This is a genomic window from Streptomyces sp. NPDC001822 (assembly GCF_042892135.1).
GTDB lineage: Bacteria > Actinomycetota > Actinomycetes > Streptomycetales > Streptomycetaceae > Streptomyces.
Map to the genome: position 1 here is coordinate 289,159 of NZ_JBIATW010000007.1, position 23,563 is coordinate 312,721.

The 23,563-nt window shown below is 72.0% G+C and carries 21 protein-coding genes; 9 read left to right on the forward strand and 12 right to left on the reverse strand.

Annotated elements, in window-relative coordinates; genetic code table 11:
* Positions 1 to 61: 61 nt before the first annotated feature.
* Entirely contained in the window at positions 62 to 634 is a 573-nt protein-coding gene (locus tag ACFYY2_RS19065; protein WP_329040651.1) for a cob(I)yrinic acid a,c-diamide adenosyltransferase, read from the reverse strand.
* Between the two features lie 342 nt (positions 635 to 976).
* On the opposite strand from ACFYY2_RS19065, the gene ACFYY2_RS19070 reads away from it, so the two are divergent.
* From ACFYY2_RS19070 to ACFYY2_RS19080, 3 genes are all read left to right on the forward strand, one after another.
* Positions 977 to 1,825, forward strand: a complete 849-nt coding sequence (locus ACFYY2_RS19070) for a 3-hydroxyacyl-CoA dehydrogenase family protein (protein ID WP_388744079.1) — start codon at positions 977 to 979, stop codon at positions 1,823 to 1,825.
* A 245-nt stretch (positions 1,826 to 2,070) separates the two neighbouring features.
* Complete coding sequence (locus ACFYY2_RS19075; protein ID WP_073745281.1) at positions 2,071 to 2,394, forward strand: STAS domain-containing protein; 324 nt, start codon at positions 2,071 to 2,073, stop codon at positions 2,392 to 2,394.
* Between the two features lie 236 nt (positions 2,395 to 2,630).
* Positions 2,631 to 5,096, forward strand: coding sequence for an ATP-binding protein (locus ACFYY2_RS19080; protein ID WP_388744082.1), 2,466 nt, complete (start codon positions 2,631 to 2,633; stop codon positions 5,094 to 5,096).
* Between the two features lie 132 nt (positions 5,097 to 5,228).
* Here the strand turns inward: ACFYY2_RS19080 and nucS are convergent, their stop codons facing one another.
* Positions 5,229 to 5,900: an endonuclease NucS gene (gene nucS / locus ACFYY2_RS19085; protein ID WP_099174445.1), complete on the reverse strand. Its 672-nt coding sequence runs from the start codon at positions 5,898 to 5,900 to the stop codon at positions 5,229 to 5,231.
* 257 nt (positions 5,901 to 6,157) lie between these two features.
* Here nucS and ACFYY2_RS19090 point away from each other — a divergent pair, with 257 nt between their 5' ends.
* Positions 6,158 to 6,550, forward strand: coding sequence for an SCO5389 family protein (locus tag ACFYY2_RS19090; RefSeq protein WP_388744086.1), 393 nt, complete (start codon positions 6,158 to 6,160; stop codon positions 6,548 to 6,550).
* A gap of 96 nt (positions 6,551 to 6,646) precedes the next feature.
* Here the strand turns inward: ACFYY2_RS19090 and ACFYY2_RS19095 are convergent, their stop codons facing one another.
* The gene (locus ACFYY2_RS19095; protein ID WP_388744089.1) at positions 6,647 to 7,678 is read right to left on the reverse strand and encodes an LLM class flavin-dependent oxidoreductase; all 1,032 of its coding nucleotides are present in this window, start codon (positions 7,676 to 7,678) and stop codon (positions 6,647 to 6,649) included.
* Positions 7,679 to 7,890: 212 nt separating this feature from the next.
* Between ACFYY2_RS19095 and ACFYY2_RS19100 the strand changes: the two genes are divergently transcribed.
* Positions 7,891 to 8,220 carry an ATP/GTP-binding protein gene (locus ACFYY2_RS19100; RefSeq protein WP_329040659.1) on the forward strand — a complete coding sequence of 110 codons (330 nt, stop codon included), beginning with the start codon at positions 7,891 to 7,893 and terminating at the stop codon, positions 8,218 to 8,220.
* 1 nt (position 8,221) lies between these two features.
* Here the strand turns inward: ACFYY2_RS19100 and ACFYY2_RS19105 are convergent, their stop codons facing one another.
* The 7 genes from ACFYY2_RS19105 to mce form a co-directional block, all read right to left on the reverse strand.
* Complete coding sequence (locus ACFYY2_RS19105) at positions 8,222 to 9,091, reverse strand: ABC transporter permease subunit (RefSeq protein ID WP_329040660.1); 870 nt, start codon at positions 9,089 to 9,091, stop codon at positions 8,222 to 8,224.
* Positions 9,088 to 10,224 (reverse strand): ATP-binding cassette domain-containing protein, encoded by a 1,137-nt coding sequence (locus ACFYY2_RS19110; RefSeq protein WP_388744094.1) that lies wholly within the window; start codon positions 10,222 to 10,224, stop codon positions 9,088 to 9,090. Before ACFYY2_RS19110 ends, ACFYY2_RS19105 begins: the two co-directional genes overlap by 4 nt.
* Before the next feature lie 179 nt (positions 10,225 to 10,403).
* Positions 10,404 to 11,183, reverse strand: coding sequence for an ABC transporter permease (locus ACFYY2_RS19115; protein ID WP_388744098.1), 780 nt, complete (start codon positions 11,181 to 11,183; stop codon positions 10,404 to 10,406).
* A gap of 5 nt (positions 11,184 to 11,188) precedes the next feature.
* Entirely contained in the window at positions 11,189 to 12,187 is a 999-nt protein-coding gene (locus ACFYY2_RS19120) for an ATP-binding cassette domain-containing protein (RefSeq protein WP_388744101.1), read from the reverse strand.
* Positions 12,188 to 12,274: 87 nt separating this feature from the next.
* A complete protein-coding gene (locus ACFYY2_RS19125; RefSeq protein ID WP_329040664.1) occupies positions 12,275 to 13,213 on the reverse strand; it encodes a cellulose-binding protein in 939 nt (312 codons plus the stop codon).
* 174 nt (positions 13,214 to 13,387) lie between these two features.
* Positions 13,388 to 17,182, reverse strand: a complete 3,795-nt coding sequence (gene scy, locus ACFYY2_RS19130) for a polarized growth protein Scy (protein ID WP_388744104.1) — start codon at positions 17,180 to 17,182, stop codon at positions 13,388 to 13,390.
* A gap of 201 nt (positions 17,183 to 17,383) precedes the next feature.
* A complete protein-coding gene (gene mce / locus ACFYY2_RS19135; protein WP_099174436.1) occupies positions 17,384 to 17,812 on the reverse strand; it encodes a methylmalonyl-CoA epimerase in 429 nt (142 codons plus the stop codon).
* A 134-nt stretch (positions 17,813 to 17,946) separates the two neighbouring features.
* Here mce and ACFYY2_RS19140 point away from each other — a divergent pair, with 134 nt between their 5' ends.
* Both ACFYY2_RS19140 and meaB read left to right on the forward strand, forming a co-directional pair.
* Complete coding sequence (locus tag ACFYY2_RS19140; protein ID WP_388744107.1) at positions 17,947 to 19,149, forward strand: acetyl-CoA C-acetyltransferase; 1,203 nt, start codon at positions 17,947 to 17,949, stop codon at positions 19,147 to 19,149.
* A gap of 31 nt (positions 19,150 to 19,180) precedes the next feature.
* Positions 19,181 to 20,143, forward strand: coding sequence for a methylmalonyl Co-A mutase-associated GTPase MeaB (meaB, locus tag ACFYY2_RS19145; RefSeq protein ID WP_388744110.1), 963 nt, complete (start codon positions 19,181 to 19,183; stop codon positions 20,141 to 20,143).
* A gap of 58 nt (positions 20,144 to 20,201) precedes the next feature.
* On the opposite strand, the gene ACFYY2_RS19150 is transcribed toward meaB, so the two are convergent.
* Entirely contained in the window at positions 20,202 to 20,825 is a 624-nt protein-coding gene (locus ACFYY2_RS19150; RefSeq protein WP_388744113.1) for a PepSY domain-containing protein, read from the reverse strand.
* Positions 20,826 to 20,949: 124 nt separating this feature from the next.
* Here ACFYY2_RS19150 and ACFYY2_RS19155 point away from each other — a divergent pair, with 124 nt between their 5' ends.
* Positions 20,950 to 21,609 (forward strand): response regulator transcription factor, encoded by a 660-nt coding sequence (locus ACFYY2_RS19155; protein WP_388744116.1) that lies wholly within the window; start codon positions 20,950 to 20,952, stop codon positions 21,607 to 21,609.
* Positions 21,606 to 23,033 carry an ATP-binding protein gene (locus ACFYY2_RS19160; protein WP_388744119.1) on the forward strand — a complete coding sequence of 476 codons (1,428 nt, stop codon included), beginning with the start codon at positions 21,606 to 21,608 and terminating at the stop codon, positions 23,031 to 23,033. The genes ACFYY2_RS19155 and ACFYY2_RS19160 overlap by 4 nt, the downstream gene beginning before the upstream one ends.
* A gap of 32 nt (positions 23,034 to 23,065) precedes the next feature.
* Here the strand turns inward: ACFYY2_RS19160 and ACFYY2_RS19165 are convergent, their stop codons facing one another.
* Complete coding sequence (locus ACFYY2_RS19165) at positions 23,066 to 23,542, reverse strand: MarR family winged helix-turn-helix transcriptional regulator (protein WP_388744122.1); 477 nt, start codon at positions 23,540 to 23,542, stop codon at positions 23,066 to 23,068.
* Positions 23,543 to 23,563: the final 21 nt, after the last annotated feature.

Genomic DNA, 23,563 nt, shown 5'->3' on the forward strand with positions numbered 1-23,563 from the left:
CCGGCCCTCCGGGCGGCCGACTGACGTGTGCGTCTTCGCCCTGGCCGGGGCCGGCCGATGGTCAGCGTTCGCCGCCCGGCACCCACAGCACGTCCCCGACCTCCTTGTTCGCCGTCCTGGCGAGGATGAACAGGAGGTCGGAGAGCCGGTTCAGGTAGGTCGCCGTGAGGGCGTTCATGACCTCGCCGTGCACCTCCAGCGCCGCCCAGGTGGACCGCTCGGCGCGGCGGACGACCGTGCAGGCCTGGTGCAGCAGCGCCGCGCCCGGTGTACCTCCCGGAAGGATGAAGCTCCGCAGCTTCTCCAGGTCCTCCAGGAAGCGGTCGCAGTCCGCCTCCAGCTTGTCGACGTAGGACTGCTCGACCCGCAGCGGCGGGTACTCCGGGTCCTGGACCACCGGCGTGGAGAGGTCCGCGCCCACGTCGAAGAGGTCGTTCTGGACGCGGACGAGGACCTTCACGACGTCCTCGGAGAGGTTGCCGAGCGCGACGGCCGTACCGATGACGGCGTTGGCCTCGTTGGCGTCGGCGTAGGCCGAGATCCGCAGATCGGTCTTGGCGGTCCGGCTCATGTCGCCGAGGGCGGTGGTGCCCTTGTCGCCGGTACGGGTGTAGATGCGCGTCAGATTGACCATGGGGCCAGCGTAGTTACCGCCCCGCCCCGCGGGGGACGGACGTGCCCACCGTCACGGCCACGAGTGTCAGGGGGCCGCCACGCCGTCGGCGCGCGCCGTACGCGTGGTGGCATGCCGGCCGGCGCGGGAGCGCGTACCCGCCCACGGGCAGCGGGACGGCGCGCCGTGCGAGCGTCGAGAGGGCGCTCAACTACGCGCGGCGCGCCGCCGCGTGACGCCGGAGGGTGTGATGTCCGTCATGTGAGACGTGACGCGCATCTCTTCACGGCCTCATGTCCCCTCACGGGTACTAATCTCCGCCGGAGAGCATGAGAACGACCGACTATGCATAGGGGTGCGAACGTGGCCAGGAAGCTCGCCGTCATCGGCGCCGGACTCATGGGGTCCGGTATCGCGCAGGTCTCCGCCCAGGCGGGCTGGGACGTCGTGCTGCGTGATGTCACCGACGAGGCCCTGGCGCGCGGACGCGGCGGTATCGAGGCGAGCTATGGCAAGTTCGTCTCCAAGGGCAAGCTGGAGGCGTCCGACGCCGAGGCCGCGCTCGCCCGGATCACCATGACCACCGACCTCGACGCCGTGGCCGACGCCGACGTCGTCGTCGAGGCCGTGTTCGAGAAGCTCGAAGTGAAGCACGAGATCTTCCGCACCCTCGACAAGGTCGTCCGCCCGGACGCCGTCCTGGCGTCCAACACGTCCGCCATCCCGATCACCAAGATCGCCGCGGTCACGGAGCGCCCCGAGCGCGTCGTCGGCGTGCACTTCTTCTCGCCGGTCCCGATGATGCAGCTCTGCGAACTGGTGCGCGGCTACAAGACCAGCGACGAAACCCTCGCCACCGCCCGGGAGTTCGCCGAGTCCGTCGGCAAGACGTGCATCGTCGTCAACCGCGACGTCGCGGGTTTCGTCACCACCCGTCTGATCTCGGCGCTGGTCGTCGAGGCGGCCAGGCTCTACGAGTCGGGCGTCGCCTCGGCCGAGGACATCGACACCGCGTGCAAGCTGGGCTTCGGCCACGCCATGGGCCCCCTCGCCACGGCGGACATGACGGGCGTCGACATCCTCCTGCACGCCACGGGCAACATCTACACCGAGTCGCAGGACGAGAAGTTCGCCGCCCCGGAGCTGATGCGCCGGATGGTCGACGCAGGTGACATCGGCCGCAAGAGCGGGCAGGGCTTCTACACCTACTGATCACGACCGGGCCCCCGGGCCGTCCGACGCGCCGTCGGCCGGACCCCGGGTGCCCGGGAACCGGAGCCGCCCGGCATCCGGATCCAGGGGGTACCGCCACACCTTCTTCACTCCTCGGGGTGAATTCGGTATCGGTTCGCTTACAGACGGCAACTTCCCTGTCACCGAGGCAGTCAGTTGGGGCAGAGGAAGAAAGAGAAAACAGTCAGACCGACCTTGCTGCGGAGTATTTCCGGGGAGCGCATATGCACATCAGGGGCGACCACGCCGAACTGGTCGTCGGGGGCCGCCTCGACGTCCGAAGCGCGGCGGACGCCCGTACGGTCCTGCACTCGGCCGTCGACGACGGCGCCGGCGATCTCGTGCTGAACCTCACCGAGCTGGACTCGTGGGACGCCACAGGACTGGGCGTCATCATGGGTGCGCACCGCAGGGCCGGCAGGGCGGGCCGACGGCTCGTACTGCGCGGCGTGCCGCCGCAGATGCAGCGCCTGCTGGTCGCGACGAGGCTCCACAGGATCCTGGCCATCGAGGGCGGAATCGCGGCGGATTCCCTGCCACGCGTATAGGGAATTCCGGGCGGACCGGAGCGGCGGACGGCTATTTACGCACAATCCTCACGAGAATGTGACGTCGTGGGCGGCGCGGCCCCCCGATGGTTCATGGATACTGTGCGAAGGTTTAGGGTTCGGCCGTCCGCCGATCGACGAGGACCCACCGGCGGACACCGGACCGGAACGAGCCGAAGCGGGCGTGCGAGGCCGGAAGGGGTCACCGCGCGCTGCGCCTTTGGGGGGCTTTGACGATGGACCCGACCAACCGTGGACCGGAAGAGTACGGCCATGACCGGTCCGGTGACGACGCGCCACCGCGACGTCAGTCCCGTGAACCGCTGACGCCCGAATTCGGGCACCAGACACCGCAGCAGTCCCGCGCGGTGCAGTTGATATCGGGCGACCTCCTGCTCACCGTCAACCCGGTCGACGGCAGCGAGGTCGAGTCCTGCCGGCCGGGGGAGCGCCCCTCCACTCCCGAGCGCTACACCGCCGAGCAGCGCGAGGACCGGGAGCGCGCTGCGGCGCCGCCCGTCCCCGCCGGGCCCCCCGGCCCCCAGCTGCCCCTCCTGGAGCGTCAGGAGGACCGTGAGCGCCTCGTACGCCACCTCGGGCGCGGACGCTCGGTGCGCCTCACCGGACCGGCCGGTTCCGGGCGTACGGCCCTCCTCGACGCCGTCGCGGCCGACTGCGCGGATCTGGCCCCGGACGGGGTCGTGCGGCTCTCCGGCTACAAGCGGACCTCCGCGGACCTGCTCCACGCGCTCTTCGAGACCGTCCACCGGGCTCCGCTGCACCGCCCCGACCGGGAAGGGCTCCTCGCCCTCGTCCAGGGCATCGGGGCCGTGGTCGTCGTCGACGACCTCGAAATCGGCGGCGCCCCGCTGCAGGAGTTGCTCGACGCGACGCCCGAGTGCGCCTTCCTCTTCGGCGCGTCCCCCGACGTGCCCGCGCCCACCGCCGACTCGAACCTCGAAGAGGTCTCCCTCGACGGCCTCGGCCGCAGCGCGTCGATCGAACTCCTCCAGCGCGTCGTGGAGCGCGAACTCACCGACGAGGAGGCGAACTGGGCGGGAGACCTCTGGTTCGAGTCCGAAGGGCTGCCCCTGCGGTTCGTCCAGGCCGGCGCCCTCCTGCGCCAGCGCGACGACCTGCGGACCGGTCAGGACACCGTCGAGGCCTTCGACGACGACCCGGCCGACATGCCGGCCTTCGGCACGGCCCCCTCGGCCGACTCGCCCCTGCCCAGCCTCGGTGAGGGAGCCGCGCCCGCGGCACTGCTCGCCTCCCGGCTGAGCGAGGCCGCCCGCGAGACCCTCCGCTTCGCCGTCGCCCTCGGCGGCGAGGTGCCGCACCAGGCGCACCTGCCCGCCCTCGTGGGCGACACCCACGCCGATGCCGCGCTGGGCGAACTGCACCGCAGCGGGCTGCTCTCCCCGGCGGGTTCCCGCTACCGGCTGGCCGCCGGGGTGCTGGCCCAACTGGAGGCGAGCGGATACGGCGAGACCGCCGACTCCCACGCCCGGAGCGCCGCCCAGCACTACACCTGGTGGTCCGGCCACCCCTCCGTCACCCCCGAACGGGCCGCCGCCGAGGCTGACGCCCTCCTTGCCGCACTGTCCCGCCTCGTCCCGGGCGATCTGGCGGGACAGGCCAGTGCGGCCGTCCTGCTGGCCCGCAGCGCCGCGCCCGCCTTCGCCGCCGGCATGCAGTGGGGCTCCTGGGAGAAGGCGCTCAGATCCGGCCAGGAGGCTGCCCGGATCGCCGGTGAGGTCGCCGAAGAGGCCTACTTCCACCACGAGTTGGGAATCCTCGCGCTCTGCACCGGGCATCTCGACCGCGCCCGGGCCGAGTTGGAGACGTCCATCGGGATGCGCGGTGCGCTCGCCGACAAGTCCGGTGCGGTGGCGGGGCGACGCGCACTCGCCCTCGTCGCCGACCGTGCCGGTGAACCACTCCCGGCCGAACGCACCCTGTCGGGCGATGAGTTGCCCGTCCTGCGCGACGAGCCCGTCTCGCCCCCCGGCGGTGTGCCCGCGGTCAGACCGCTCTTCCCCCGGGTCACGGACACCTCCGCGATGCTGATCACCCATCGGGAACCCATGACGCCCGAGAGGGGCCGCACCCGCGTGGGGGTGCTCCGGGGTGCCCGGCGCAATCTCGTCGCGGTCGGCGCGGGTGCGCTGCTGGCGGCGGTGCTCGGCACGGTCGTGACGCTGGGCGCGACCTCGGGCAGCGAGGACCCGGAAGGGCGGAACGTCACGACCGAGCAGTCGGCGGACGAGGACGACGGCGGGAACGGTCTCCCCGCGGACGAACCCGCCGAGGACCCGGTGTCCGAGGACGGCACGCCCGGTGACGGCCCCGCCGCACCCGGCCCGTCCGGCACGGCCGGTGCGTCGGCGAGCGGCACTCCGTCCCCGGGCGCCTCCAGCCCCGGTGCGAGCTCCGCCACCCCGTCGAGCGGCAGCCCCACCGGACAGCCCACGCACGGCAGCCCGTCGCCGACGAAGAAGCCCACGAAGCCGCCGACCACGCCGCCCGGCCAGACCGGGACCCCGACCGGGACCCCGACCGAGACCCCGACGCCGACGCCCACCCCGTCGGAGTCGGAGACGACCACGGCCCCGACCATGTCCGACTCCGCGAGCGGACCGGCCGAGACGGTCAGCGCGTCGACCACGCAGGAAGCGACCGTTTCACCGACGACGGCCTGACGGCGAAGTACGCCGTACGGGCCCGGAATCCGGGCCCGTACGGCGTGAGCGGCAGTGCGGCGGGGCGAGGGGGCGGGCCCCCCGGGTCAGAACAGCCGCAGCTTGTGTGGCGAGGGGGCGGGCGCCCCCGGGTCAGAACAGCCGCAGCTTGTCGTCCTCGATGCCGCGCATCGCGTCGTAGTCCAGGACCAGGCATCCGATACCGCGGTCGGTTGCCAGCACCCGCGCCTGCGGCTTGATCTCCTGTGCGGCGAACACACCACGCACCGGCGCGAGATGGGGATCGCGGTTGAGCAGCTCCAGATAGCGGGTCAGCTGCTCCACGCCGTCGATGTCGCCGCGGCGCTTCAGCTCCACGGCCACCGTCGCGCCGTCCGCGTCCCGGCACAGGATGTCGACCGGGCCGATGGCCGTCGGGTACTCACGGCGGATCAGCGTGTAACCCTCGCCGATCGTCTCGATGCGGTCGGCGAGCAGCTCCTGGAGGTGTGCCTCCACACCGTCCTTGATGAGACCCGGATCGACGCCCAGCTCGTGGGACGAGTCATGGAGGATTTCCTCCATGGTGATGATCAGTTTTTCGCCCGCCTTGTTCACCACGGTCCAGACGCCCTCGTTGTCGTCGGCGCCCTCCTTCAGGGTGCAGGGCGGCGACATCCAGTTGAGCGGTTTGTACGCCCGGTCGTCGGCATGGATCGAGACACTGCCGTCCGCCTTCACCAGGATCAGACGGGGGGCGGAGGGCAGGTGGGCGGTGAGCCGGCCCGCGTAGTCGACGGAGCAACGGGCGATGACGAGACGCATGGTCGGCAACGCTACTCGACGACGCGGGGTCCACGCGATTCCCGGACCCCGCCCCGGCGCCCCCCGAAGGACCCCGATCGGGCTTGCCCCTCTTTGCAACCGTTCGTTATTGGCCGGTTGTGTTCCCAATCTCCTGGTGCGGCCCGGACTGCGCCCTTACCGTGGAAGCAGGAGGTCGCCGCCTGTGTACGCAGCGTCGCCGCCCTGCCCTGCCCGTAAGGCCCCGGCCACCCGTCGGGGTCGCGAGAGGAGAACCCATGTCGCTCGACGTCTCACCGGCGCTGTTGGAACAGGCCGAGCGAGGCGAGGTCGACGAAGCCGACTTCGTCGACTGCGTCCGGACCTCCCTGCCCTACGCATGGGAGATGATCAGCTCCCTGGTGGCACAGCTGAAGGTCGACGGCGGAGAGTTCGCCGACAACCAGACGCCCCCGCCGGACGAGCAGGCACGTGGTCAGCTGCTGCGTGCGCTCGCGAGTGATGCGATACGCGGCGCGCTGCAGCGGCACTTCGGGGTGCGCCTGGCATTCCAGAACTGCCACCGCATCGCCGTATTCCCGCTGGACTCCTCGGTCGACGAGCGTCTGGCCCGCTTCACCTCGGTGAGGGGTCAGCTGCTCAACCAGTCGCCCGAGCTGCGGGACTGCTGACGCTTCCGCTGCCGCTTCGGGCCGCGGGAGGTGCAACTGGCTCCGGAGCGGCAGCTTCCGTACCACCGCACCACCAGGACAACCAGCGTGAACCCGTCACTTCAGCAGCGGCAGCACCTCTGTGCCCAGCCGCTGCACATTGGTCTCCGTCGCCGCGAGATCGCCCGATCCCTCCACCATGAGGGCGAAGCGGGTGATGCCCGTGCGCTCCGCCGTGGCCGCCAGGCGGTCGGCGGCGAGACCGGGCGGTCCCACCGGGTGGAGCCCGCACAGGAACTCCGTGTACGCGACGGGGTCGCGCATCACCCGGTGCCGGCCGTCCACCGTCACATGGGCGTCGAGCCCCTGGCGCAGCCACCCCGGCATCGCCTTCACGAGCGTCTCCACCGCGTCGGCCGTACGGTCGGCGATCTGGGCCACCCCTGCGGACACGTGTTCCACCCGCTCCACGACGTCGGCCGGCTGGCCGGCGTCCCGGGCCGCCGTCCGCCACAGCGCGACCATCTCCGCCTTCTCCTCGTCGCCGCAGTGCATCCCGAGGAGCATCGGCAAACCCTTTCCAGCGGCGAGTTTCACGCTTTTCGGCGAGGTGCACGCCACGATCACCTCGGGGCCCGGCGGGCCGTCCCCGAGGAGTTCGTCGGCGCGCGGGACCACGGCCACCTCGCGGAAGCCGAAGCGCTCCCCGCCGCCCGCCACCCGGGGCTTGTCCAGCCAGTCGAGCAGCAGCCCCAGCGCCTCGGGGAAGCCGCGCTCGTAGGCGTCGAGGCCGCCTCCGAACACCTCCAGGTCGACCCACGGGCCGCCGCGCCCCACCCCGAGGGTGAAGCGGCCGCCGCTGGTCAGGTGCAGCAGCGCCGCCTGTTCACCGAGCATCACCGGGTGCTGGTTGGGCAGCACGCTGACCGCCGTGCCCACCCTGATCCTGCGGGTGCGGCCGAGCAGCAGCGCGGCCAGTGTCGTGGCGGACGGGCACACCCCGTACGGCACGAAATGGTGTTCCGCCAGCCAGACGGAATCGAGTCCGGACTCCTCCGCGACCTCGGCGGACCGGACCGCGCGGTGCAGGGCCTCGCCCTGCCCCTGCCCCGGAAACTGTGCCGCCAGTACGAACGTTCCTACGCGCATCGCCTCTTGCCTCCTTACGGCCGACGCGGCTGTCCCCCACTGGCAACAACGTCTGACACGTGCCAAAGGCACGGTCCGCGGCGAAGTTGTTGCGATTTTCCGGTTACCCACTCGCCCCACCGGCACTCGGGCGCCTCACACGCACCCGGTCCGCCGCGGATGGCTCTAGGCTGGACGGAACAATCTGCCCGTACCGTCACGTGAGGTGTTCCGTGTCCCCGCGCCGCAACCGCCCCCGAGGCGGCGAGAGTCCCGATGGAAACGCACGAGAGCCCGGGGAGCGGTACGGCAGCGGCGGTGCGACCGAGAGCTGGCAGGGCGAGGAGTGGTCGGTGCGCCCCGTGAGCGGCGCGAGCGCGGCGGGGAAGCGCTACCGCTGCCCGGGCTGCGACCAGGAGATCCCGTCCGGGGTGCCGCACATGGTGGCCTGGCCCGAGTTCGGCGGCATCGACGACCGGAGGCACTGGCACAAGGCCTGCTGGAACGCGAAGGACCGCCGCACCACGAGGGTGCAGCGGTCCAGGAACGCCCCGCGCTACTGAGTCAGACGTCCCGCCGGTCCAGCGAGGCGTACGCGCCCGCCATGACCACGGCGGTCACGCCGATGATGATCCACAGCGGCTGCCAGCCGGTCGGTCCCGACGTGGCCACCGAGGCGTCGTACATCGCGCCGAGCTGGCTGGGGACGGAGTACTCGAAGAGGGCCTGCTGCACGCGCGCCAGGGAGTCCGCGAACATGAACATCGCCAGCACGAGCGGGAGCAGCACCACCCCGATCATCACCGTGATCGCGCCCGCCGAGTGCCTGATGAGCGCGCCGACCGCGAGGGCGAGCAGCCCGAGCGTCGCGACGTAGAGGCCGATCCCCAGGGTGGCGCGCGTCCAGGAGCCGGCGTCGGCGGTGACCCCGCCCAGCATGGCCGTCTGCAGCAACCCGACGATCCCCGTCGTCACCGTGGTGATCGTGAAGGCGAGCAGGAAGAAGACGACCGACTTCGCGGTCAGCAGCCGCGCCCTGCTCGGGCAGGCGGTCAGGGTCGTGCGGATCATTCCCGTGCCGTACTCGGACGCGATGGTGAGCACGCCGAGCGTGATCACGCAGATCGAGCCCAGCAGCACGCCGAAGAAGCCGAGACTGAGGACCGGTGTCCCCTCCATCTCCGCGTCCGACACGCTCACGGCGAACGCGGTGAGCAGTCCGATGCCGACCAGCAGCACGATCATCACCCCGAGCGTCCACATCGTGGAGCGCACCGAGCGGATCTTCGTCCACTCGGACGCGATCGCGTCGCCGAGGCCCGGGGTGCGCACCGGGATCGGCGAGGCGTACGTCCCGGACGGGCTGCCCCAGCCCTGCTGCGGGTCCTGGTGGGGGTGTGCCTGCGGGGGCGGCGGTGTCGCCGGTGTCGTCATCGGGGGTCCTCGCTGGTCGTGCGCTCGGTCGGTTCGGCGGTGGCCGCGGGGGCGTCGGCGTACGGGTTCTGTCCCGGCGGGGGCGGGGCGTACCAGCCCTGCCCCGGGACCTCGGGCGGCGGCTGGGGGGCGTATCCCGGCTGCGCGTACCCGCCGGATCCCGGCTGCCCGAATCCGTGGGCGGGCTGCGGAGGCTGGAGTCCCGCCTTGGCGTCCGCGGTCGACCGGTAGTCCACGGCGCCCTGCGTCATCCGCATGTACGCCTCCTCCAGCGACGCCTGGTGCGGCGAGAGCTCCCACAGCCGTACGCCGGACTCGTGGGCCAGGTCGCTGATCCGGGGGAGCGGCAGCCCCGTCACGCGCAGGGCGCCGTCCGGCTCCGTCATGACCCGGCCGCCCGCCTCCGTCAGCGACGCCGTCAGCTTCTCCCGGACCTCGGGCCCGTCCGACGCGACCCGCACCCGGGCGAAGTCCGCGGAATTGGCCGAGATGAAGGCCGTGACGCTCATGTCGGAGAGCAGCTGCCCGCGCCCGATCACGATCAGATGATCGGCGGTGAGCGCCATCTCGCTCATCAGATGGCTGGAGACGAAGACGGTGCGCCCCTCCGAGGCCAGCTGCTTCATGAGGTTGCGCACCCACAGGATGCCCTCGGGGTCGAGCCCGTTCACCGGTTCGTCGAAGAGGAGCACCTGGGGATCCCCGAGCAGCGCCGCCGCGATCCCGAGCCGCTGCCCCATGCCCAGCGAGAAGCCGTTGGAGCGCTTACCGGCGACGTCCTGGAGCCCGACGACGCCCAGGACCTCGTCCACCCGGGCCGCCGGGATGCCGGCCAGCTGGGCGAGGCTGAGGAGGTGGTTGCGGGCGCTGCGCCCCCCGTGGACCGCTTTGGCGTCGAGCAGCGCCCCGACCTGGCGCGGCGCGTTGGGCAGGCTGCGGAAGGCGTGTCCGCCGATCGTCACGTGGCCGGACGTCGGCCGGTCGAGGCCGAGCATCATGCGCATGGTGGTGGACTTGCCCGACCCGTTGGGACCGAGGAACCCCGTCACGGCACCCGGGCGTACCTGGAAGGAAAGGTTGTGCACGGCCGTCTTCGCGCCGTAGCGCTTCGTCAGGCCGACTGCCTCGATCATTCTCCAGCCCCATCGACGTGTCTGTCGTCGGGGCCCAGGCCGGCCGGCCGCACGCCCCCGTAAGACTTAGGAGGATAACCAGCGTGCCCTGGTTCCGGCCAAGCCGTCGCGCGGGTCGTCGGGCACACCGCGTCCGCACCGACGGGGTGCCGCCGCCGGGCCGGCGCACCCGCTTCCGGTCAGGCGTCCCGCTTCTTCAGGACGAGGAAGCCGCCCACCAGCGCCGCGATCACCCACAGCACCATGATCCCGAGCCCGCCCCACGGTCCGTACGGTGCGGGGTCGCTGTTCATGGCGTCCGGGACGACTTGGGTGATCTCGGAGCCCGCCTGGTCGGGGAAGTAGCGGGCCACGCTCTTGGCCCCGGGGACCGCCGAGAGGATCTGCGAGACGAGGAAGAAGAACGGCATCAGGATGCCGAGCGACAGCATGGAACTGCGCAGCATCGTGGCCACGCCCATGGAGAAGACCGCGATCAGGCCCATGTAGAGACCGCCGCCGAAGACGGCGCGCAGGACGTTCGGCGCGCCGATGTCGGTGCTGTGGTCGCCGAGCAGGGCCTGGCTGAAGAAGAAGGTCACGAAACTCGTGGCGAGGCCGACCAGCGTGGCGAGGACGCCCGCCACCGCGATCTTGCTGAAGAGGAACGAGCCCCGCTGGGGCACGGCCGCGAGCGACGTGCGGATCATGCCGGAGCTGTATTCCGTACCGACCACCAGGACCCCGAAGACGACCATCGCCAGCTGCCCCAGGATCAGTCCGGAGAAGCCCACGAAGGTCGGGTCGAAGGTCGCGCGCTCGGCGTCGGAGAGGTCGTCGAACTGGCTGTTCAGTACGGCGCTGAGGGCCGCCCCGATCGCGACGGTGACGGCGAACGCGGAGATCAGCGTCCAGGTGGTCGAGGAGACCGTCCGGATCTTGGTCCATTCGGAGTTCAGGACCGCGGGTACCGATGCCATCGCCGTCACGCGCCCTTCGTGCCGTCGCCGGCCTGCTGGTTCCACCGTTCGCCCCAGTTCGGACCCGCCGGCGCGGGCACCGGCGGTGTGCCGTCCCGGTCGGAGTGGGCGTGGTACTCCACGGAGCCCGCGGTCATCTGCATGAAGGCCTCCTCCAGGGAGGCCTGCTGGGGACTCAGCTCGTGCAGCACGATGCCGTGCCGCGCGGCGAGTTCACCGAGCCGCTCCGGGGGCTCGCCGTCGACCTCCAGTGTGCCGTTGCCCGACTCGACCACGACGACGCCCTCCGTGTGCAGCACGTCGAGCAGCCGCTCCCGCTCGGGAGAGCGCATCCGCACGAAACTCCGGGAGTTGTCGCGGATGAAATCGGCCATCGAGGTGTCGGCGAGCAGCCTGCCCTGTCCGATGACGATCAAATGATCTGCGGTCAGGGCCATTTCGCTCATCAGGTGCGAGGAGACGAAGATCGTCCGGCCTTCCGCGGCGAGGGCCTTCATCAGATTCCTGATCCAGTGAATTCCCTCCGGGTCCAGACCGTTGACGGGTTCGTCGAACATCAGGATCTCGGGATCACCCAGCAGCGCCGCGGCGATTCCCAGCCGTTGTCCCATACCGAGCGAGAAACCCTTGGACTTCTTCTTCGCCACCGCGCTCAGACCGACGGTGTCGAGCACGTGGGCGACCCGGCTCGCCGGGATGCGGTTGCTCTGGGCGAGGCACAGGAGGTTGTTGTACGCGCTGCGCCCGCCGTGCATCGACTTGGCGTCCAGCAGCGCGCCGATGTGCTTGAGCGGCTCCTGCAGCTCCCGGTAGTGCCTGCCGTCGATGCGCACCGTGCCGCTGGTCGGGTTGTCGAGGTCGAGCATCATCCGCATCGTCGTGGACTTGCCCGCGCCGTTCGGGCCGAGGAATCCGGTCACCATGCCCGGCTTGACCCGGCATGACAGATGGTCGACGGCAACCTTGCTGCCGAAGCGTTTGGTGAGGCCGTCCAGCTCGATCATGCGTTCACGCTAGAACGGCCGCGCGCCCGGCGCCACCACAAGGGCGGAACCGGGCGCGCAAGAGGTACAGCTGAGGTGCGTGGGGCGTCAGCGGCTCTGCTGCGCCGGGACCCCGCGGGTGGCGGGCTCGTCCTCCGCCGGGGAGCCGGCGGCGGCGACCGCGGCACCCGTCAGCGTCGCCAGCATCTCGCGGACGTTGGTCAGCTGGGCGTTGATCGAGTCGCGGCGGTTGGTGAGCGCCGCCAGCTCGCGCTCCGACTCGCTGCGGATCCGGTCGGCCTTGGCGTTGGCGTCGGCCACGATGTCCTCGGCCTGGCGCTGCGCGGTCTCCACCGTCTGACGGGCCCGGCGCTCGGCGTCCGTGCGGAGCTTCTCCGCCTCCAGGCGAAGCTGCTCGGCGCGGTGCTCGATCTCGGCGAGACGCTTCTCGGCCTTCGCCTGGCGGGACGCGAGGTCGCGCTCGGACTGCTCGCGGCGCTTGGCGAGGTTCGTCTCGAAGTCCGCGGCGGCCTGGGCGGCCTTGGCGCGGGTCTCCTCGAAGAGCGCGTCCGCCTCCTCGCGCTTCTGCTGGGCGTCCTTCTGCGCCTCGGTGCGCAGCGTGCCCGCCTCGCCCTTGGCCTTCTCGACGATGCGGACGCCCTCGTCCTCGGCCTTCGACTTGCGCTCGGCGGCGAAGGTCTCCGCGTCGTTGCGCACCTGCTGGGCGGCCGACTCGGCGAGCTCGCGGTGCTGCTCGGCCGCGCGGCGGGCCTCCTCACGCAGGTCCTTCGCCTCTTCCTCGGCGAGGCGGAGGATCTTCTCGACACGGGCACCGAGGCCGGCGTACGACGGTTCGGCGTCGTTGACCTGGGCCTGGGCGTTCTGCGTTTCGAGGTGGAGCTCCTCGATGCGCTTTTCCAGCGAGGTGATTCGGGCGAGGGCGCTGTCACGGTCGGCGACGAGTTTGGTAATGCGGTCGTCCACCTGACCGCGGTCGTATCCACGTCGCACGAGCTCGAAGCCGAAGGGGGAGGAAGGGTCGCTCATGGGGTTCCTGTCGAATGAGACCGGTGAGGTGTTAGAGGGAATCCTAGGGGCCTGGGCGGCGTGTCAACGTGAAGATGCCGCTTTGGTATGGAGAATGACACCCCTTTTGAGTGGCTGACCTCCGGAGTGCTTGCCACTCGAAGGATTGAATGTTCATGGCAAAGTCGTACGAGGCTAGCCGTCCGACGTCTTGCCGCCCGACCGGTTGCCCACCGAGGCACCGGTCTTGACGCCCCCGGCGCCACCCCCCGCGGCCTTGCCCGTCCCACCCGGAGCCTCGAAAGACTCCAACGCCTCGAGCACGTCCTGGACACGGGAGATCTCCGTATTGATGTCCTCCCGTCTGCGGACCAGCAGATCCAGCTCCCGCCTGCCCTCGTCGACCAACTGCTGTGCCTCGGCCTCGGCGTCGGCGTGCAGCTTCTCCGCCGCGCGGGTCAGCTCGGCCTTCTTGGTCTCGGCCTCCTTCAGGAGCGACTCGGCGCGCTTCACGGCGGCGATCCGGACCTTGCTCGCCTCCGAATTCGCGTCGTTCAGCAGCTCCTTGGCCTTCGCCTCGGCCTCCTCGCGCTGCTCCGTCGCGGCCTTCATGAGCTTGTCGACACGCTCGCCGGCCGTCTTCATCTGCTCCGAGGTCTCGCGCCGGGCACGCTCGTGCAGTTCCTCGATCTCGCTCTCGATCCGGGCCCTGAGCTCCTCCGCGCGCTCCCGGGTGGCGGTGGCGTCACGGCGCGCGCCGACGAGCAGCTCGTCCGCGTCCGTACGAGCCCGCTCGACCAGGGTGTTGCCCTCGACGGTGGCGGCCGAGGTGATCCTGACGGCCTCGTCGCGGGCCGCCCCGACCATCCTGTCGGCCTGCTCCTCGGCCTCGGTGGCGGAACGCAGCGCCTCCTCCTGCGCCTTCTCCATGAGCTGGTCGGCCTGTTCGGCGGCGTCCGTACGCCGCTTCGCCGCGGCCTCGCGCGCCTCGTCGAGCAGCCGGTCCGCCTCCTGGCGGGCATCCGCGCGCATCCGCTCGGCCTCGGCCTCGGCCTCGGTGCGCAGCCGCTCCGACTCCTCGCGCGTCCGGGCTGCGTGTTCCTGGGCCGACCCGACGGTCTGCGCCGCCTCGGCCCGCAGCCGCTCCGCCTCGTCGGTCGCCTCGCCGACGAACCGTGCCGACTCCTCGGTGGCCTCGGTGCGGACCCGCTCGCTCTCGCTCGTGGCCTCCGCCACGAGCCGGTCGGCCTGAGCCGCCGCCTCCGAACGGATCCGGTTGGCGTCCTCACGGGCGTCGGCGCGGGCGCGCGAGGCGTCCTGCTCGGCCGAGGCGAGGGCGTCCGACGCCTCGGTGCGCACCCGCTGGCTGTACTCCGAGGTGTCCGAGCGGAGCTTCTCCGACTCGGTGATCGCCTCGGACACGGTCCGTTCGGCCAGGGACTTCGCGGCCTCCGACTCCTCGTGCGCGACCTGGCGCACACGGTTGGCGTCCTCGGTGGCCCGCTCGCGCTCGGCGTAGGCGTCGGCCCTGACCCGGTCCGCCTCCTCCTGGGCCTCGTTCTTCGTCCGCTCGGCAGAGTGCTCGGCGGCCGAACGCAGCCCGGTGATCTCCTCCTCGGCCTGCTCCTGCAGCCCGGACACGGAGTCGCGCACCTGCTGGGCGGTCTGCTCGGCGGCGGAGACGAGCTCCGACGCCCGGCTCTCGGCCTCCTCGACCAGCCGCTGCGCCTCCGCCTGGGCCTCCTCGACCCGCTTGCGCGCGGAGGCGAGGAGCTCCTCGCTCTGCTCGCGGGCGCGCTCGCGCTCCTGCTCCGCCTCGGCGCGGGCGGAACCCAGCGTCTCCTCGGCCTCGCGGTGGCGCCTGTTGGCCTCCTCCTGGGCGGCGGCCAGAGCCTCGGCCGCCTCCGTGCCGACGCGCTCGGCGGCGGCGGCCGCCTCGGAGCGCACCCGGTCGGCGGTCTCCTGGGCCTCGGTCTTCAGCCGCTCGGCCTCCGCCGCCGCCTCGCTGCGCAGCCGTACGGCCACGGACTCGCCCTCGGCGCGCGACTGGGCGGCGTCCGCGGCGGCCTCGATGCGCAGCCGCTCGGCCTCCGTCGTCGCCTGCTCCTGGAGCGTGCGCACCCGCTCGGCGGCCTCGGAGCGCAGCCGTTCGGACTCCTCGTTGGTCTCGCGGCGGATGCGCTCCGCCTCCGTACGCGCCTCGCCGAGGGCCTCCTCGGCGGCGGTGACCCGGGACTCGGCCTCGGTGTGCAGCCGGGCCAGCTCGTCGGCCGCCTCGGTCTTGCGGGCCTCGACGCCGCGCTCGGTCTCCTCGCGCAGGGCCTCGGCCGCCGTCTCCGCGGCGGCGGTCAGCGCGGCGGCCTGCTCCTCGGCCTCGGCACGCACCTTCTCGGCGTCGGCGCGGGCACGTTCGAGGGCTTCCTCCGCCTGCTTGCGCAGCGTGGCCGCGCGCTCGGCCGCCTCGGTCCTGACCCGCTCGGCCTCGGTGCCCGCGGAGGTACGCCGCTCCTCGGCGTCGTCCTTCGCCTTGGTGAGCAGTTCCTCGGTGGTCCGGGCGCCCTCCTCCAGCTGCTGGACGGCCTCCCGCCGGGCCTCGCCGCGGATGCGCTCGCCCTCGGCGACGGCCTCGGAACGCAGCTGCTCGGCCTCGCCGCGCAGCCTGCGCGCCTCCTCCTGCAGCTCGACGGTCTTGGCCCGGTACTCCTTGGTGTCGTCCTTGGCCGCGCCCTTGAGCTGGTCGGCCTGCTCGGCGGCCTCGCCGCGCAGCCGGTCCGCCTCGGCCTCGGCCTCGCGGCGGATCCGGTCGGCCTCCTCGCTCGCCGCCTTGGTCGTGGACATGGCGTCCTCGGAGGCCTTGGTCAGGACCTCCTCGGCGCTGCGGGCCGCCTTCGCGAGCTGGGCCGCGGCGTCCTCGGCGGCCAGGGTGCGGGCCTTCTCGGCGGCCTCGGCGACCACCCGCTCGGCCTGCGCCCGGGCGTCGGTGAGGGCCTGCTCGGCCTCCTCCTTGAGCGTCTCGGCCTGCTTGGTGGCCTCGCCGACCAGCCGGGCGATCTCGGACTTGGCCGTACGGGTGCGCTGCTCGTTCTGCGACTCGGCACCGGCCAGCCGCTTGACGGCGGCCTCCTTGGCCTCGGCGAGGACCTTCTCGGCCTCCAGCCTGGCCTCGCGCAGCCGGGTCTCGGCCTCCTGCATGCGCTGCTCGGCCGTGCGGTTGAGCTCGGCCGTCTGCTGACGGGTCTGGTCCGTCTCGGCGGCCGCCGTCGAGCGCAGCTGCTCGGCGTGACTGGTGGCCTCCTGCGCCTGCGTGGACGCGGCGTCGAGCAGTCGCTCCGCGTCCCGGCGGGCCCGCAGCAGCGTCCCCTCGGCCTCGTTACGGGCCGCCTCCGCTTCGGAGTTGAGGCGCCGACGGGTCTCGTCGGCCAGCCGCGCGGCCTCCGCGCGGGCGCCCGCCAGGGACTGCTCGGCCTCGGTGCGCGACTCGTCCAGGAGACGGCGGGCCTGCGACTCGGTCCTGGCACGCAACTGCTCGGCCCAGGCGACGTTCTCGTTGACGTGGGACTCGACGGTCTGCCGGCGCTCCGCGAGCTCCTGGTCGAGCCGCTGGCGCCGCTGCACCGCCTCGGAGTGCAACTCGGCCTGCAGACGCGCCTGGTGCTCCGCGTGCTCCTGGAGGATCCGCTGCGTCTGCGCCCTGGCCTCGCGCAGCTCGCGCTCGGCGTCCGTGCGCAGCTGATCGGCCTGGATCTGGGCGTTGCGGAGCATCTGTTCGGCCTGGTAGCCGATGTCCGCGCCGTCGTGTGCGGGGCGGGTCGCGAGATTGCGCCGCGCCTCGTGCAGCTTGGCGCGCAAGACCTCGACCTGGTAACCGAGGTCCTCGGCGTGCTGGACGGCCTTCTCCCGGTCGGTCTTCAGCCGGTCCATCTCGGCTTCGAACCGCGAGAGATGGTCGTCGTCAGCCCGGTGGCTCTGCTGGCCTTCGTAGCCCCGCACTGCGCGGTCCCATCCTTCCCCGAGCTCTCAACATCGTTCGAGCGGGGGAGACCCCAACCCTGTCGCAAAATCCGTACGAGCACCGCTCGCGGCGAGCGGTCCCCCGGGGAATGGTGACAGATCAACGGTGAGGACGGGGCACGGCCCCGACCCGGCCCCGGCCCGGAACCGCCCACTCTACCGGGCCGGGTATCCGGCGGGTCAGTGCTCCGTTGCCGAGGTGACCAGTTCGGTCAGCACCCCGTGGCAGTCCTTGGGGTGGAGGAAGGTGATGCGCGACCCCATGGAACCCGTCCTGGGCTCGTCGTACAGCACCCTGACGCCCTTCCCGCGGATGTCCGCGGCGTCCGCGTCGACGTCCGCCGTACCGAAGGCGATGTGGTGCACACCCTCGCCATTCTTTGCCAGCCACTTGCCCACGGCCGAGTCCTCGCGGGTCGGTTCCAGCAGCTGGAGGTACGAGGCACCGCCGTCGGAGGTGTCATTGATCTTGAGCATGGCCTCCCGGACGCCCTGCTCCTCGTTGACCTCGGAGTGGTACACCTCGAAGCCGTAGGTCGCGCGGTAGAACTCCACCGTCCTGTCCAGGTCGAAACAGGCGATTCCGATGTGGTCGATTCGCGTCAGCATGGAACCAGTGCAGCGCCCCGGGGATGGTTACGCAACGTGCGCGCGATCACACCCACTGCCGGATGACGGGCGCGGTACCGCTCAGTACATTCAGGTAAACCCTCGTTCACAACCAATCCAAGGGGCTGCGCCTCATGTCAGGAACGACCGGTACCACCTCAGTGATCGTCGCGGGCGCACGTACGCCCATGGGCCGCCTCCTCGGCTCGCTGAAGAGCTTCTCCGGGGCCGACCTCGGCGGCGTCGCCATCAAGGCCGCGCTGGACCGGGCCGGCATCGGCGGCGACCAGGTCCAGTACGTGATCATGGGCCAGGTGCTCCAGGCCGGGGCGGGGCAGATCCCCGCACGCCAGGCGGCGATCAAGGCCGGAATCCCGATGAACGTCCCCGCGCTCACCGTCAACAAGGTGTGTCTGTCCGGGCTCGACGCGATCGCCCTCGCGGACCAGCTGATCCGGGCCGGCGAGTTCGACGTCGTGGTGGCCGGCGGCCAGGAGTCCATGACCAACGCCCCGCACCTGCTGCCGAAGTCCCGCGAGGGCTACAAGTACGGAGCGGTCGAGCTGCTCGACTCGATGGCCTACGACGGCCTGACCGACGCCCACGAGAACATCCCGATGGGCGAGTCCACCGAGAAGCACAACTCCCGCCTCGGCCTGACCCGCGCGGCCCAGGACGAGATCGGCGCCCTCTCGCACCAGCGGGCCGCCGCCGCTCAGAAGAACGGCCTGTTCGAGGCCGAGATCACCCCGGTCGAGATCCCGCAGCGCAAGGGCGACCCGGTCCTCTTCTCCAAGGACGAGGGCATCCGCCCCGAGACGACCGCGGAGTCGCTCGGCAAGCTGCGCCCGGCCTTCACCAAGGACGGGACGATCACGGCGGGCACGTCCTCGCAGATCTCCGACGGCGCCGCCGCCGTCGTCGTCATGAGCAGGGCCAAGGCCGAGGAGCTGGGCCTGGAGTGGATCGCCGAGATCGGCGCCCACGGCAACGTGGCGGGACCGGACAACTCCCTCCAGTCGCAGCCCTCCAACGCCATCCGGCACGCCCTGAAGAAGGAGGGCATCGGCGTCGAGGACCTCGACCTCATCGAGATCAACGAGGCCTTCGCGGCCGTCGCGGTCCAGTCGATGAAGGACCTCGGCGTCAGCTCGGACAAGGTCAACGTCAACGGCGGCGCGATCGCGCTCGGCCACCCGATCGGCATGTCCGGCGCCCGCGTGGTGCTGCACCTGGCGCTGGAGCTGAAGAGGCGCGGCGGAGGCACCGGCGCGGCGGCTCTGTGCGGCGGCGGCGGTCAGGGCGACGCGTTGATCATCCGCGTACCGGGCAAGTAGTACACCGTACGAACGAGCGAGGAGGCCGAGTGTGAAGGTGGACGTCCCCACCCTGGTCGAGCAGGCGCGGGAGGGCAGGCCGCGTGCGGTGGCCCGGCTCATCTCCCTGGTGGAGGGTGCCTCCGAGCACCTGCGCGAGGTGATGGCCGCCTTGGCGCCGCTCGCCGGCCGGGCGTACGTCGTCGGCCTGACCGGGTCGCCGGGGGTCGGGAAGTCCACCTCGACCTCGGCGCTGGTCTCCGCCTACCGGAAGGCGGGCAAGCGGGTCGGGGTCCTCGCCGTCGACCCGTCGTCGCCCTTCTCCGGGGGCGCGCTCCTCGGCGACCGGGTCCGGATGTCGGAGCACGCCTCCGACCCGGGCGTCTACATCCGTTCGATGGCCACCCGCGGGCATCTGGGCGGGCTCGCCTGGTCGGCCCCGCAGGCGATCCGGGTGCTGGACGCGGCGGGCTGCGACGTGATCCTCGTGGAGACGGTGGGGGTGGGCCAGTCGGAGGTGGAGATCGCCTCCCAGGCCGACACCTCCGTCGTCCTCCTCGCCCCCGGCATGGGCGACGGCATCCAGGCGGCGAAGGCCGGGATCCTGGAGATCGGCGACCTCTACGTCGTCAACAAGGCCGACCGGGACGGCGCCGACGCGACCGCCCGGGAGCTCAACCACATGCTGGGCCTGGGGGAGTCCCGGGGGCCCGGCGACTGGCGGCCGCCGATCGTGAAGACGGTCGCGGCCCGGGGCGAGGGCATCGACGAGGTCGTCGAGGCGCTGGAGAAGCACCGGGCCTGGATGGAGGAGCACGGCGTTCTCGCCGAGCGGCGCACGGCACGCGCGGCCCGCGAGGTCGAGACGATCGCCGTCACGGCGCTCCGTGAACGGATCGCCGATCTGCACGGCGACCGCCGGCTGGACGCGCTCGCCGAGCGGATCGTGGCGGGAGAGCTCGACCCGTACGCGGCGGCCGACGAGCTGGTCGCGGGACTCACCAGCGGAAACTGACCGCCCCGGGCGGCGTGCGGGCCGCCCGGGGAGGCTTCCGCCGGACGGCTCCCGGCCGTCAGTCGTCGCTGTCGCTGTCGCTGTCGTCGTCGGTGTCGTCATCGGCACGGTCCGCCGTGACCTTGCCGCTCTTCGCGTCGACGTGGAGCTCGTGCGCGCGGCCGTCCTCGCCTGTGACGTCGACCTCCCAGTGCGGCGCGGCCTTCCCGCCGTCGTCGCCGTCGTCGTCAAGGTCCACGGACGTCACGGTGCCCGGCCGGTCGCCGAGGGCCGCCTTCACGGCCGCGTCGAGGGAGACGGCCGTCCGGCGGGGCGCACGGTCGCGGTCGTCGTTGTCGTCGTCCGTGCGCTCCGACAGCACCTTGCCGCCGCGGGCGTCCACCGTCACGTCGTGCCAGGCCTTGTCGGAGCCGTACACGTCCAGTTCCCAGACGGTGCGGCCCCCGTGGTCGTCATCGTCGTCCAGCCCGGCCTCGGTGACCGTGCCCGGGACGGCCTTCAGGGCGGTGCCCACCGCCTCGTCCAGGGGGATCGTCCGGCCGGCCGTGCCGCTGCCCGTGTTCCCGGCCGTGCGTCCCTCCTTCGTGCCGCCGTCGGAGTCGGCGAACGCCGCGGTGGTGACGAGCCCGCCGCCCACGAGCACGGCGGCGGTGAGAGCGGCGACGGTGATGTTGCGCTTCATGGCGGGTTCCTCCCCGATGGGATGTGCGGTGCGGTACGACGGGAACCACACTGGCGCCGCGATGCTGAACCCAGCCTGAAGCCGCCTGAAGACGTCTTCAGGTCCGGTTTGGGAAGCTGTCCCCATGCGTCTGTTGATCGTGGAGGACGAGAAGCGCCTGGCGACGTCACTGGCGCGCGGGCTGACGGCCGAGGGGTTCGCCGTCGACGTCGTGCACGACGGTCTGGAGGGTCTGCACCGGGCCGGTGAGGGCGTCCACGACCTCGTCGTGCTCGACATCATGCTGCCCGGCATGAACGGCTACCGGATCTGTGCCGCCCTGCGGGCCGCCGGACACGAGATGCCGATCCTGATGCTGACCGCCAAGGACGGGGAGTACGACGAGGCGGAGGGCCTGGACACGGGCGCCGACGACTACCTGACCAAGCCGTTCTCGTACGTCGTGCTCGTCGCCCGGATCCGGGCGCTGCTGCGCCGTCGCGCCGGTTCCGCCTCGCCGGTGCTGAACGCCGGTGCGCTCCGGATGGACACCGCCGCCCGGCGGGTGCACAGGGACGGGGAGGAAGTCGCCCTCACCGCGAAGGAGTTCGCCGTCCTGGAGCAGCTCGTGCTGCGGGCCGGCGAGGTGGTCAGCAAGGCGGACATCCTGGAGCACGTCTGGGACTTCGCCTACGACGGCGACCCGAACATCGTCGAGGTCTACGTCAGCACCCTGCGCCGCAAACTCGGCGCCACCTCGATCCGCACGGTCCGCGGCGCCGGTTACCGGCTGGAGGCGCGGTGAGGTCCGTCCGGGCGAGGGCGGCGCTGGGCGCCACCCTCGTCGTCGCCGTCGCGCTGATCGGTGCCGGGCTGGCCGTCCTGCTGGTGCTGCGCGCCAATCTGACGGACCGGGCCGGGCTGGAGGCGGAGGTGGCCGCGCGCGAGGTGGCCGGGCAGCTCGCCCTGGGGACGGCGTACGCGGAGCTGGAACCGGGCGACGAGGAGACCCACCCCGTCCAGGTGACCGACGAGGAGGGGCGCGTCGTGGCCGTCTCCAAGGACCTGGAGGCGATCTCGGGCACGGGCACGGCGGAGGTCGAGCCGGAGCCGCCGGCGCCGGCCCCGAGCCCGGAGGGCGACGATGACGACGATGACGACACGAGCACCCCGGACCGCGGTGAAGTGTCCTCCGACCGGTTGGACTTCGCGAACGGCACGGCCACCGTCGACGGCGAGACGGCCGACTACCGGTTCGCCTCCGTCGAGCTGACCACGGACGAGGACGTCACCCTGACCGTCCACGCGGGTGCCCCGCTCGCGGCCGAACAGGAGGCCGTGGACTCGGTGCGCGACTCCATGCTGACGGGGCTGCCCGTCGTGCTGCTGGTCGTCGCTGGGGTGACCTGGCTCGTCACGCGGCGCGCGCTGCGCCCGGTCGAGGGCATCCGGCGGGAACTGGCCGCGATCACCGCGTCGGAGGACCTCGGGCGTCGCGTCCCCGAGCCGGACTCCCGGGACGAGGTGGCGAGGCTGGCCCGTACGACGAACGAGACCCTGACCGTGCTGGAGGCCTCGGTCGGCCGGCAGCGGCGTTTCGTCGCGGACGCCTCGCACGAGCTGCGCAGCCCGATCGCCTCGCTGCGCACGCAGCTGGAGGTGGGGGCCGCCCACCCGGAGCTGCTGGACGTGCCGGGCGCGGTCGCGGACACGGTGCGCCTGCAGACGCTGGCCGCCGACCTGCTGCTGCTGGCCCGGCTGGACGCGGGGGAGCGGCCGGGGAGCGTGGTGGTCGATCTGGGCGCCCTGGTCCGCGAGGAGGTGTCCCGGCGTACGGGGGACCGGATCGCCCCGGCGGTGTCGGTGCGGGAGGAGGACGGTCTCGACGTCACCGGTTCACGCGGTCAGCTGGCCCGGGTCGTCGGCAACCTGCTGGACAACGCCGAGCGCCACGCGGTGCGTTCGGTCGCCGTGTCGGTGCGCGCGGACCGTGGCGGCGTGGTCGTGGAGGTCACCGACGACGGCGCCGGGGTGCCGCCGGGCGAACGCGACCGGATCTTCGAGCGCTTCGTGCGCCTGGACGACGCGCGCAGCCGGGACGACGGCGGAGCCGGACTGGGCCTGGCCATCGCACGCGACGTGGCCGTGCGGCACGGGGGCACGCTGACGGCCGGCGCGGCCTCGGACGGTGGAGCGCGCTTCACCCTGCGGCTGCCCCGCAGGGGGTGAGCGGGTCCCGGCCGGCCGGGCCGACGGGCGCCCTACGGCTTGCCGCGGCGGCCGCGCAGGTGGTCCGCGATGGGGGTCAGCGCCGCGTGCAGTTCGGCGAGCGCCTCGGGTGACAGCAGGTCCATGAAGTGGCTGCGCACCGACTCGACGTGGTGGGGCGCGACCTTGCGCATCGTCTCGCCGCCGAGGTCCGTGAGGACCGCGTAGAGCCCGCGCCGGTCCGACTCGCAGTGCTCGCGCCGCACGAGGCCGGCGGTCTCCATGCGGGTGATCTGGTGCGAGAGCCTGCTCTTGGACTGCAGGGTGGCGGCGGCGAGGTCGCTCATCCGCATGCGCCGCTCGTCCGACTCCGAGAGGTTGACCAGGATCTCGTAGTCGTTCATGGTCAGCCCGAACGGCTGGAGGTCCTTCTCCAGCTGGTGCGTCAGCAGCCTGCTGACGTCAAGGTGGGTGCGCCAGGCGCACTGCTCCGCGTCGTTCAGCCAGCGGGTGGCCGTCTCGGTCTCCATGTATGGATTCTACCTAAGATG

Excerpts from the sequence above, each read along its gene's own strand:
- ACFYY2_RS19140 (WP_388744107.1), top strand. The coding sequence starts at position 17,947 with ATGTCAGGAACGACCGGTACCACCTCAGTGATCGTCGCGGGCGCACGT.
- ACFYY2_RS19110 (WP_388744094.1), bottom strand. The coding sequence starts at position 10,224 with ATGATCGAGGCAGTCGGCCTGACGAAGCGCTACGGCGCGAAGACGGCC.
- mce (WP_099174436.1), bottom strand. The coding sequence starts at position 17,812 with ATGCTGACGCGAATCGACCACATCGGAATCGCCTGTTTCGACCTGGAC.
- ACFYY2_RS19105 (WP_329040660.1), bottom strand. The coding sequence starts at position 9,091 with ATGACGACACCGGCGACACCGCCGCCCCCGCAGGCACACCCCCACCAG.
- ACFYY2_RS19155 (WP_388744116.1), top strand. The coding sequence starts at position 20,950 with ATGCGTCTGTTGATCGTGGAGGACGAGAAGCGCCTGGCGACGTCACTG.
- ACFYY2_RS19065 (WP_329040651.1), bottom strand. The coding sequence starts at position 634 with ATGGTCAATCTGACGCGCATCTACACCCGTACCGGCGACAAGGGCACC.
- ACFYY2_RS19150 (WP_388744113.1), bottom strand. The coding sequence starts at position 20,825 with ATGAAGCGCAACATCACCGTCGCCGCTCTCACCGCCGCCGTGCTCGTG.
- nucS (WP_099174445.1), bottom strand. The coding sequence starts at position 5,900 with ATGCGTCTCGTCATCGCCCGTTGCTCCGTCGACTACGCGGGCCGGCTC.
- ACFYY2_RS19125 (WP_329040664.1), bottom strand. The coding sequence starts at position 13,213 with ATGAGCGACCCTTCCTCCCCCTTCGGCTTCGAGCTCGTGCGACGTGGA.
- ACFYY2_RS19090 (WP_388744086.1), top strand. The coding sequence starts at position 6,158 with ATGTCGCTCGACGTCTCACCGGCGCTGTTGGAACAGGCCGAGCGAGGC.
- ACFYY2_RS19120 (WP_388744101.1), bottom strand. The coding sequence starts at position 12,187 with ATGATCGAGCTGGACGGCCTCACCAAACGCTTCGGCAGCAAGGTTGCC.
- ACFYY2_RS19095 (WP_388744089.1), bottom strand. The coding sequence starts at position 7,678 with ATGCGCGTAGGAACGTTCGTACTGGCGGCACAGTTTCCGGGGCAGGGG.
- ACFYY2_RS19075 (WP_073745281.1), top strand. The coding sequence starts at position 2,071 with ATGCACATCAGGGGCGACCACGCCGAACTGGTCGTCGGGGGCCGCCTC.
- ACFYY2_RS19115 (WP_388744098.1), bottom strand. The coding sequence starts at position 11,183 with ATGGCATCGGTACCCGCGGTCCTGAACTCCGAATGGACCAAGATCCGG.
- ACFYY2_RS19165 (WP_388744122.1), bottom strand. The coding sequence starts at position 23,542 with ATGGAGACCGAGACGGCCACCCGCTGGCTGAACGACGCGGAGCAGTGC.
- ACFYY2_RS19080 (WP_388744082.1), top strand. The coding sequence starts at position 2,631 with ATGGACCCGACCAACCGTGGACCGGAAGAGTACGGCCATGACCGGTCC.